This is a genomic window from Cellulomonas sp. P4_D11 (assembly GCF_056401915.1).
In genome coordinates this window covers 35292-43309 of the sequence record NZ_JBFUIK010000029.1, presented here as the reverse complement: position 1 = coordinate 43309, position 8018 = coordinate 35292, and the positions used below count along the sequence as shown (strand labels likewise).

The 8018-nt window shown below is 75.5% G+C and carries 7 protein-coding genes and 1 pseudogene; 5 read left to right on the top strand and 3 right to left on the bottom strand.

Annotation, left to right across the window (positions count from 1 at the left end; translation table 11 throughout):
- The 3 genes and pseudogenes from AC1DT4_RS16010 to AC1DT4_RS16000 form a co-directional block, all read right to left on the bottom strand.
- A pseudogene (locus AC1DT4_RS16010) lies at nucleotides 1-489 on the bottom strand (molybdopterin-dependent oxidoreductase); the annotation flags it as partial.
- Between the two features lie 324 nt (nucleotides 490-813).
- Nucleotides 814-1260, bottom strand: a complete 447-nt coding sequence (locus tag AC1DT4_RS16005) for an HIT family protein (protein WP_477090790.1) — start codon at nucleotides 1258-1260, stop codon at nucleotides 814-816.
- A 14-nt stretch (nucleotides 1261-1274) separates the two neighbouring features.
- On the bottom strand, nucleotides 1275-1808 hold the full coding sequence (locus AC1DT4_RS16000) for a DUF1697 domain-containing protein (protein WP_477090789.1): 534 nt from the start codon (nucleotides 1806-1808) through the stop codon (nucleotides 1275-1277).
- A gap of 135 nt (nucleotides 1809-1943) precedes the next feature.
- Here AC1DT4_RS16000 and nirB point away from each other — a divergent pair, with 135 nt between their 5' ends.
- Genes nirB through AC1DT4_RS15975 form a run of 5 tightly spaced genes read left to right on the top strand, consistent with a single transcriptional unit; the run spans nucleotide 1944 to nucleotide 8002 of the window.
- Complete coding sequence (gene nirB / locus AC1DT4_RS15995; RefSeq protein WP_477090788.1) at nucleotides 1944-4526, top strand: nitrite reductase large subunit NirB; 2583 nt, start codon at nucleotides 1944-1946, stop codon at nucleotides 4524-4526.
- Nucleotides 4523-4897 carry a nitrite reductase small subunit NirD gene (gene nirD / locus AC1DT4_RS15990; RefSeq protein WP_477090787.1) on the top strand — a complete coding sequence of 125 codons (375 nt, stop codon included), beginning with the start codon at nucleotides 4523-4525 and terminating at the stop codon, nucleotides 4895-4897. The genes nirB and nirD overlap by 4 nt, the downstream gene beginning before the upstream one ends.
- A complete protein-coding gene (cobA, locus tag AC1DT4_RS15985) occupies nucleotides 4894-6159 on the top strand; it encodes a uroporphyrinogen-III C-methyltransferase (protein WP_477090786.1) in 1266 nt (421 codons plus the stop codon). Before nirD ends, cobA begins: the two co-directional genes overlap by 4 nt.
- Nucleotides 6156-7274 carry a uroporphyrinogen-III synthase gene (locus AC1DT4_RS15980; RefSeq protein ID WP_477090785.1) on the top strand — a complete coding sequence of 373 codons (1119 nt, stop codon included), beginning with the start codon at nucleotides 6156-6158 and terminating at the stop codon, nucleotides 7272-7274. Before cobA ends, AC1DT4_RS15980 begins: the two co-directional genes overlap by 4 nt.
- Nucleotides 7271-8002: a sirohydrochlorin chelatase gene (locus AC1DT4_RS15975; RefSeq protein WP_477090784.1), complete on the top strand. Its 732-nt coding sequence runs from the start codon at nucleotides 7271-7273 to the stop codon at nucleotides 8000-8002. The genes AC1DT4_RS15980 and AC1DT4_RS15975 overlap by 4 nt, the downstream gene beginning before the upstream one ends.
- The last annotated feature ends 16 nt before the right edge of the window (nucleotides 8003-8018 follow it).

Genomic DNA, 8018 nt, shown 5'->3' with positions numbered 1-8018 from the left:
CTGCAGGAACGCGCGGCGCTCGGCCGCCGCCGGCTGCGGTCGGCGGCTCGGCGCGCCGGGCAGCCGCCGCACGAGCGCTCGCAGGGTCATCAGGCCGGCGACCGCGCCCGCCACGCTCGGGAGAGCGGCCAGCGCGCCGGCGTCGGGGCGGCCCATCGCGGCCAGCCCGGCCGCCGCGCCGAGCACCACGACCAACGTCGCGCCCCACGCCCAGCGCCGCGCCGCCAGCACCCCGGCCAGCGCCGCCAGTGCGAGCAGCACGACCACCTCGCCGATGCCGAGCACCAGCTTGTCGGCGGTGCCGAACGTCGAGGCGGCGAAGTCCTTGAGCCAGGCCGGGGTGGCGTCGACGAACGCCGACCCGACCGCGACCAGCGGGTCGGACGTCGGCCCGGTCACCAGCGCGACGATCGCACCCACGCCCAGCGTCACGGCACCCGCGGCCAGCCCCGCCAGCGCGGCGAGCCCGGTGTCCCGACGTCCTGCCATCGCTGCCTGCCTCCCGTGGTGACTGCTGGACCGACTCTGCACCGCCGACGCCCCGATGTCGTCACCCATCCTCCGCGCGCCTCCTGTGCATCCCCGCAGGCACAACACCGGAACCCGCCGCCACGATGCCGCGACCGGCCCCTCCCCGGACGTCCGAGCAGCTGGTCGCCACGGCACTGCCTTCCTCGGACGTCAGCGGCAGGGATGCGGACGTCCGCAGATTCGGTCGCCGGGGCGCTCGATCGTGCGGACGCCACGGCTCTTGGGCGCGACGTCGCCGATTCGCGCGCTCAGGCGCTCGATCGTGCGGACGTCGCGGGGGCGTCAGAGTGCCGGGGAGCTCAGCGATGCGGGGACGTGGGCGCCGTGGCCCAGCTCGACCAGGGCGTCGCGGACTCGCTGCGCCGCCGCGTCCAGCTCCGGCGCGGGGACGTCCGTGCGCGCGTTGCGGAAGGTCAGGCTCGCCTCGTCCCAGGCCGGCAGCACGTGCAGGTGCAGGTGGGGCACCTCGAAGCCGGCGACGAGCAGCGCGGCGCGCGGCGCGGACCACGCACGCTGCTGCGCCTGGCCGACGGTGCGGGCGACGAGCACGAGGTGGGCCAGCACGTCGTCGGGCGCCTCGGTGAGCTGCACGATCTCGGCGCGCGGGACCACGAGCACGTGCCCGTCGGTGATCGGCGCGATGGTGCCGAAGCCGACGGCGACCTCGTCGGCCCACACGAACCGCCCGGGGATCTCGCCGCCGATGATCTTGGTGAACAGGGTGCTCATGGCGCCCACGCTAGTCAGGCACGTTCGCGCGCGAGCCGTTGGAGAGCGAGCACGGTGTTCCAGTTCCGGGCGGTGCCCTTGCGGCCGACCGACTTCTCGATCAGCGGGAGCGTGAGCTTGGAGCGCCCGATGCCGTCGGGGAAGTAGGCGTACAGCTCGTGGCCGGCGAACGCGAGCTTCTCGTTGCCGTAGGGCGTGGGATCGAACGACGTGTCCTTCGGTGCCCCGTCCCAGCAGTACAGGACGAGGTGCGACGGGTCCGACTCGGCCTCGTCCGGGAACGGCAGCCGGTCGACGATCGCGTCCCACTGCGCGAGCGTCCGGGTGAGCACCGGCACGTCGAAGCCGAGCTCGTCGGACAGCGCCGCCGACAGCCCGGGCCCGACCCCGGCGGCCGGTCCGGCCGGCATCAGCACGAGGTTGCCGCTGTTGACGTACGTGGCGACCTCGGTGTGGCCGAGGCCCTCGGCGGCGGCGCGCAGCTGCGCGGCCTTGATGGTCCGGCCGCCCACGTTGGCGGCCCGCAGGAGCGCGATGACGGGGCTCATGACCCCACTCTCACACCGACCGCCCCCGTGGTGTGCGGGAACTGTTCCTCCGAGGTAACCGGCCGACACCCCCGGCGGAAACACGCCGTTCCTAGCGTGGGGGGCGCCCCCGGACCCCAGCCAGACGGAGCCCCCATGAACCAGCACCTCGTCGTCGTCGGCGGCGGCATGGTCGCGCAGCGGCTGGTCGAGGCCCTGCGGGACCGCGACGCCGACGGCGCCTGGCGCATCACCGTGCTGGCCGAGGAGCCGCGCCGGCCGTACGACCGCGTCGCACTGACCAGCTACTTCTCGGGTCGCGACGCCGACGACCTCGCCCTGGGTGACCCCGCGCTCTGGTCCGACCCGCTGGTGACGCTCGTCCGCGACGACGCGGTGACGCAGATCGACCGGGACGCCAGGACCGTCACGACGTCCCGGGGCCGCGTCGAGCGGTACGACCACCTGGTGCTCGCGACGGGCTCGTCGGCGTGGGTCCCTCCGCTCGAGGGCGCCGACCTGCCGGGCGTGTTCGTGTACCGCACGGTCGACGACGTGGCGGCCCTGCGGGGCTACGTCGAGAAGCTGTCCGAGGACCGGGTGGTCAAGGGTGCCGTCCTCGGGGGCGGCCTCCTGGGGCTCGAGGCGGCCGGGGCGCTGCAGGCGCTCGGCGCGCGCACGACCGTCCTGCAGGTGGGTACGCACCTCATGTCGGCGCAGGTGGACCTGGGCGGCGGCGAGGCCCTGCGGCGGCTCATCAACCAGCTGGGCGTCGGCGTCCGGCTCAACGCCATGACCACGCGTATCCGCCCGCACCGCCGCGGCGGCGTGGGTCGCCTCGACCTCGCCGACGGAGGCCGCGTCGACGCCGACGTCGTCGTGATCGCCGCGGGCGTCCGGCCGCGCGACGAGCTGGGCCGGGCCTCCGGGCTGACGATCGGGGAGCGCGGCGGCGTGGTCGTCGACGACACGTGCCTGACCAGCGACCCCGACATCTCCGCGGTCGGCGAGGTCGCCTGCATCCAGGGCGCCTGCATCGGGCTCGTGGCGCCGGGCTACGCGATGGCCGAGATCACCGCCGACCGGCTGCTCGGTGGCGTGTCGGAGTTCCCCGGTGCCGACACGGCGACCAAGCTCAAGCTCTCGGGCGTCGACGTGGCCAGCTTCGGCGACGCGTTCGGCGAGACGCCCGGCGCCCTCGAGATCGTCTGGGCGGACCCGGTCGGCGGCGTCTACAAGAAGCTCGTGATGTCCGACGACGCCCGCACGCTGCTCGGCGGGGTCCTCGTCGGCGACGCCGGCGCGTATGCGAGCCTGCGCCCGATGCTCGGCCGCGAGCTGCCCGGCGACCCGGCCGCGTACCTGCTGCCCGAGGGCGGCGGGGGAGCGCCCGACCTCGAGCTGCCCGACGACGCCGCGGTGTGCTCCTGCAACAACGTCTCGGCCGGCACGATCCGCGGCGCGGTCACCGACCACGCGTGCACCGACCTCGGCGCGGTCAAGGCGTGCACGAAGGCGGGAACCAGCTGCGGCTCGTGCCTCCCGCTGGTGAAGAAGCTGGTGACCACCGAGCTGGCCGCCCAGGGCATCGCCGTCAGCACCGCGCTCTGCGAGCACTTCGCGCTGAGCCGCGCGCAGCTCTACGACGCCGTCCGGGTCTCGGGCGTCTCGTCGTTCACGCAGGTCATCGAGCGGTTCGGCACCCGCGCCGAGGGGCGCGGCTGCGACATCTGCCGGCCGACGGTCGCGTCCATCCTGTCGACGACGTCGCCCGCGCACGTCCTCGAGGGCGAGCGCGCCGCCCTGCAGGACACCAACGACCACGTGATGGCCAACCTGCAGAAGGACGGCTCGTACTCGGTGGTCCCGCGGATCGCCGGCGGCGAGGTGACGCCCGAGGGGCTCATCGCGATCGGCGCGGTGGCCAAGGACTTCGGGCTGTACACCAAGATCACGGGCGGCCAGCGGATCGACATGTTCGGCGCCCGCATCGACCAGCTCCCGCTCATCTGGCAGCGGCTGGTCGACGCCGGCTTCGAGTCGGGTCACGCGTACGGCAAGTCGCTGCGGACGGTGAAGTCGTGCGTGGGCTCGACGTGGTGCCGGTTCGGCGTGCAGGACTCCGTGGCGCTCGCGGTCATGCTCGAGCTGCGCTACCGCGGCCTGCGCTCGCCGCACAAGATCAAGCTCGGCGTCTCGGGCTGCGCGCGCGAGTGCGCGGAGGCCCGCGGCAAGGACGTCGGGGTCATCGCCACCGACAAGGGCTGGAACGTCTACGTCGGCGGCAACGGCGGCTTCACCCCGCGGCACGCGCAGCTGCTGGCCGAGGACCTCGACACCGAGACGCTGGTCCGCACCATCGACCGGTTCCTCCTGTACTACGTGCGCACCGCGGACCGCCTGCAGCGCACGGCGCCGTGGATCGACGACGTCGAGGGCGGCCTCGACGGCGTCCGCGCGGTCGTGCTGGACGACTCCCTCGGCATCGGTGCCGACCTCGACGAGCAGATGGCCCGGCACGTCGACGAGTACGAGGACGAGTGGCGGGCGACGCTCGAGGACCCCGAGAAGCTGCGCCGGTTCGCCAGCTTCGTCAACGCCCCCGACGTCGCCGACCCGTCGCTCGCGTACGTGCCGGAGCGCGGCCAATCCCGACCCGCGACGGCGCAGGAGAAGGACGCGGCCCGGCGCGGCGAGCCCGTGCTCGTCGCCGGCACGACGTTGGAGGTCCGCGCATGACCGCCGTGGAGACGGCCGTGTGGACCGCCGTCTGCCGCGTCGACGACCTCGCGCCCGAGAGGGGCGCGGCCGCGCTCCTCGACGGCGAGCAGGTGGCCCTGTTCCGGCTGCTCGACGGCCGCGTGCTCGCCGTGCAGCAGCACGACCCGTTCAGCGACGCGCACGTGATCTCGCGGGGCATCGTCGGCTCCCGGCTGGTCGACGGCGTGCAGGTACCGACGGTCGCCTCGCCGATGTACAAGCAGGTCTTCGACCTGACGACGGGCCGCTGCCTCGACGTCGCCGGCAAGGACCCCGCCCGCGACCTGTCCCCCGACCTGCGGACCTGGCCCGTCCGGGTGCGCGACGGCGTCGTGGAGATCGCGCGATGACGACGATGCTCGGGCTGCAGCTGACCGGCCGACGCGTGCTCGTCGTCGGCGGCGGGCCGGTCGCCGCGCGGCGCGTGCAGTCCCTGCTCGCCGACGCCGCGCGCGTGGTCGTCGTCGCGCCGCAGATCTGCGAGGTGCTGCTCGACCTGCACCGCTGGGGGCTCGTCGAGTGGCGTGCCCGCGAGGTCGAGGAGTACGACCTCGACCGGGTGTGGCTGGTGCACACGGCCACCGGGGACCGCGGCACCGACGCGGCGGTCGTCGCGTGGGCGGAGGCCCGGCAGACGTTCTGCGTCGACGCGGGCGCGGGGGAGCAGGGATCGGCCCGGACCCCGGCGACCACCCAGCAGGGCGACGTCCTGGTCGGCGTCGTGTCCAGCGGCGCCCCCGACCCGCGACGCACGGTCGCGGTGCGGGACGCCCTCGCGGAGCAGCTGCGCGAGGGGCGCGTCGACCTGCGGCACCGCCGCGCACGGCAGGGGCGCGTGGTGCTCGTCGGCGGCGGTCCCGGCGACGTCGGGCTCCTCACGCTGGCGGGCCGGCGGGCGCTCGCCGAGGCGGACGTCGTGGTGACCGACCGGCTCGGCCCGGTCGCGGTGCTCGACGAGCTGGCGCCGGGCGTCGAGATCATCGACGTCGGCAAGACGCCCGGCCACCATCCGGTCCCGCAGCACGAGATCGGACGCATCCTCGTCGAGCAGGCGCAGCGCGGTCGCACGGTGGTGCGGCTCAAGGGCGGCGACCCGTTCGTGTACGGGCGGGGCGGCGAGGAGGTGCTCGCGTGCCGCGAGGCCGGCGTCGCGGTCGAGGTGGTCCCCGGGGTGAGCAGCGCGTTCGCGGCGCCGGCCGCCGCGGGCATCCCGCTCACGCACCGGGGGACGGTCGGCGCGGTGCACGTCATGAACGGGCACGACGGCTGGTCGGCCGCCGCGCTCACGGGCCTGCGGGAGGCGTCCTGCACCGTCGTGGTGCTCATGGGCGTGAGCGCGCTGGCCGCGCTGGCCACCGAGGCGCTGGCCGCCGGGGCTGATCCGGCCACGCCGGTCGCCCTGGTCGAGGAGGGCACGCTGCCGGGTCAGCGCGTCACGCGCGCACGGCTGGACGCGGTCGTCGACGTCGCCGCGGCGGCCGCCGTGCGGGCTCCCGCCGTGATCGTCCTGGGGGCGGTGGCGGCGGAGGGTCTGCTCGAGCCTGGTGACGCCGCTCACACCGCAGGATCGCCGGACCGAACGGGTCCCGGGGCCGTCACAATGGCGCCGTGAGCGAACCCATCGACCAGACCCTCGCGGGCCTCGTCGTGCTCATCACCGCCGACCGCCGGTCCGCCGAGCTCGCGGCCGCCCTGGGTCGGCGCGGGGCCGCGGTCCGGCACGCACCCGCGCTCGGGATGGTCCCGCACACCGACGACGCGGCGCTGCTCGAGGGCACCCGGTCGCTGCTGGCGGACCCGCCGGACACCGTCGTCGTGACCACGGGCATCGGGTTCCGCGGCTGGATCGAGGCGGCCGACGCGGCGGGTCTCGACGAGCCGCTGGTCCAGATGCTGCGGGGCACCCGCATCGTCGCCCGGGGGCCCAAGGCGCGCGGCGCCATCCAGGCCGCGGGGCTGACCGCCGACTGGGTGGCCGAGTCGGAGACCAGCGCGGAGATCGCCGAGGTGCTGCTGGACGAGGGCGTGGCCGGGCGCGACATCGCGGTCCAGCACCACGGCGCCGGCGCCGACGGGCTCGACGAGGCGTTCGCCGCTGCGGGCGCCCGCGTGCGCAGCCTCGTCGTGTACCGGTGGGGCCCTCCGCCCGACCCGGCCGTCGTCGAGGCGTCCGTCCGGGCGGTGGCCGCGGGCGAGATCGACGCCGTCGTGTTCACGTCCGCACCCGGTGCGGCCGCGTGGCTCGAGGCCGCCGACGCCGCCGGGGTCACCGACAGGATCGTCACGCTCGTCCGCCGCGGTTCGGTCGTCATGGCCGCCGTCGGCCCCATCACCGCCAAGCCCCTGCTCGAGCGCGGCATGCAGCCGCTCGTCCCCGACCGCGGCCGGCTCGGTTCGCTGGTCCGCGCGCTGGTCGGCCACTACGGCGGGCTGCAGGCGCTGCAGACCGTCGCCGGCCCGCTGCAGGTGCATCGCGGGACCGCGGTGCTCGACGGTCACGTGCTCGCCCTCACCCCGACCGGGCTCGAGGTCCTGCGGCTGCTCGCCGCGGCGGGCGGTGCCGTCGTGCCGCGCGACCAGGTGCTGGCCGCGCTGCCGGGCGACTCGCGCGACCCGCATGCCGCCGAGGTCGCGATCGCGCGCCTGCGCGAGGCCACCGGGAGCCGGGAGCTGATTCGCACGGTGGTCAAGAGGGGATACCGTCTCCAGCTGGAGGAGGTCGGATGACGAACGCCCTGCACGCCCGCGGACCGGTGCCGCCGCTGGACCTCGAGGGGCCCGTGCTCGTCGGCTGCTCGCACGGCACGGACGACCCGGTCGGCCGCGCCGCCGTGCGCTCGATCCTGACCGGCGTCTCGTCCGCGCGGCCCGAGCTCGACGTCCGCGAGGCGTTCGTCGACGTGCAGGAGCCGGAGGTCGCCGACGTCGTCGCGCACGCCCTGGAGAGCGACGCGTCCGGCGCGGTCGTCGTGCCGCTGCTGCTGTCCATCGGCTTCCACGTCAAGGTCGACATCGCGACGGCCGTCGACCAGCCGGGCGCCACCGCCGCCTCGCCGCTGGGCCCGGACCCCCGGCTCGTCGACATCCTCGTGGACCGCCTGGAGACCGCGGGGCTCGGCGTCGACGACTCCGTGGTCCTGGCCGCCGCGGGCTCGACCGACCCCGCCGCGGCGCTCGCGGTGGAGTCCATCGCGGCCGGTCTCGCCGACCGCCTCGTCCAGCCCGTGACCATCGGCTACGGCGCCGGCGCGGAGCCCCGGGTGCCCGCCGCGGTCGCGGCCGCGAAGGCGGACCTGCCCCCGGGCGGCCGCGTCGTCGTCTCCTCCTACCTGCTGGCTCCCGGCTACTTCTACGACCGCGTGCTCGAGGCGGGCGCGGACGTCGTCGCCGCGCCGCTCGCCCCGGACGGCCGGCTGGTCGACATCGTGCTCGACCGGTACGACGCCGCGACCTGAGACGCGGCTTGCGGCC

Coding starts and splice junctions, on each gene's coding strand:
- AC1DT4_RS16005 (WP_477090790.1), bottom strand. CDS start 1,260: ATGAGCACCCTGTTCACCAAGATCATCGGCGGCGAGATCCCCGGGCGG.
- AC1DT4_RS16000 (WP_477090789.1), bottom strand. CDS start 1,808: ATGAGCCCCGTCATCGCGCTCCTGCGGGCCGCCAACGTGGGCGGCCGG.
- nirB (WP_477090788.1), top strand. CDS start 1,944: ATGAACCAGCACCTCGTCGTCGTCGGCGGCGGCATGGTCGCGCAGCGG.
- nirD (WP_477090787.1), top strand. CDS start 4,523: ATGACCGCCGTGGAGACGGCCGTGTGGACCGCCGTCTGCCGCGTCGAC.
- cobA (WP_477090786.1), top strand. CDS start 4,894: ATGACGACGATGCTCGGGCTGCAGCTGACCGGCCGACGCGTGCTCGTC.
- AC1DT4_RS15975 (WP_477090784.1), top strand. CDS start 7,271: ATGACGAACGCCCTGCACGCCCGCGGACCGGTGCCGCCGCTGGACCTC.